Source organism: Syntrophaceticus schinkii (assembly GCF_000946815.1).
GTDB classification, from domain to species: domain Bacteria; phylum Bacillota; class DSM-12270; order Thermacetogeniales; family Thermacetogeniaceae; genus Syntrophaceticus; species Syntrophaceticus schinkii.
The window spans coordinates 1-1,035 of record NZ_CDRZ01000149.1 but is presented as its reverse complement, the minus strand read 5'-3'; the positions used below and the strand labels follow the sequence as shown (position 1 = coordinate 1,035).

At 51.9% G+C, this 1,035-nt stretch carries 1 protein-coding gene and 1 pseudogene; both read right to left on the bottom strand.

Annotation, left to right across the window (positions count from 1 at the left end):
- Nucleotides 1-4: 4 nt before the first annotated feature.
- Nucleotides 5-151, bottom strand: a pseudogene (locus tag SSCH_RS18260) (hypothetical protein); the annotation flags it as partial.
- A 298-nt stretch (nt 152-449) separates the two neighbouring features.
- Nucleotides 450-944, bottom strand: a complete 495-nt coding sequence (locus SSCH_RS16425; RefSeq protein ID WP_232294264.1) for a glycine--tRNA ligase subunit beta — start codon at nt 942-944, stop codon at nt 450-452.
- Nucleotides 945-1,035 lie beyond the last annotated feature (91 nt).

The window sequence follows — 1,035 nt, the reverse complement described above, 5'->3', positions numbered from 1 at the left end:
TTCTTTAACTTTTTCCACATTCTCCTCCAGGGGTGTTTTCAGGTCTTCCAGGAAGAAAAATTCCGCATCCGGAGGCGGGCACGCAAGACTTCTCATTTCCACGACGAACCAGTTCCTTATTTACTGGGCCGTTGGCGCAGGCTATAAAATGCGATAATAGTTTCCCTCTTTCATCCCAAACCGGAAAATAGCGCTGGTGTTCCTCATGGGGTGGATCACCACTTCCGGGGGAAGCTTAAAAACGGGAGTCAAAACTTCCGGAGAGGGTGTGGGCATTCCACAAGGTGTGTGATCTCCTCCAGAAGGTCATCATCAGGCAAAACCTGTCCCTCAACAAGATCAGCCTCCTCCTGGACGGAGATCCCAGATCATCTGTTTGCGCTCTTCCTGGTCGAGGATCACAGAGACATCCTTCAATTTCTTAAAGTATTCCTTTACGCTATCGATAGTTAACGGGTCACTGCTGAAATTGCGCAACGACCGTAAGTCAACCGCCCAGGCTTAAGACCTCCTAATTCAAAGTCCACAACCTCAGAACCGAGCAGGCTCAGCAGCCAGCGGATGGGACGAATAAACCGAAAATCAAGATCTCCCCAGCGCATGGGGCGTGAAAAAGATAGGCCCTTGATCAAAGCAGGAATCTGCTCACTTAAAACCGCTGCTACCGGCCGGCCCTCGATGCGTTTTTCCGCAAAAACATACTCTCCGGCAGGTGTTGACCGCACAACCAGGCTGGAGACAGGAACCTTCTGGCTGCGCGCAAAGCCTGTAGCAGCTTTTGTGGGCTGGTCGGACTGATCAAAGGCCGCCTTGCGGGGTGGCCCCTTAACCTCCTCCACCAGGTCAGCCTGCTCGGCGGCAATCCCTTCAACATAAAGTGTCATCCTGCGGGGAGTGGTAAAGGCGGCTACCCGTTCAAAGTCGATCCTGTTTTCCTTAAGCATCTTTTCCCCTGCCTGCTGCAGTTGATCGATCAATTGCTCTGCCAGCCGCGTCAGGAAGTTCTTCAACCCCTATTTCCAATAATAGTCCAAT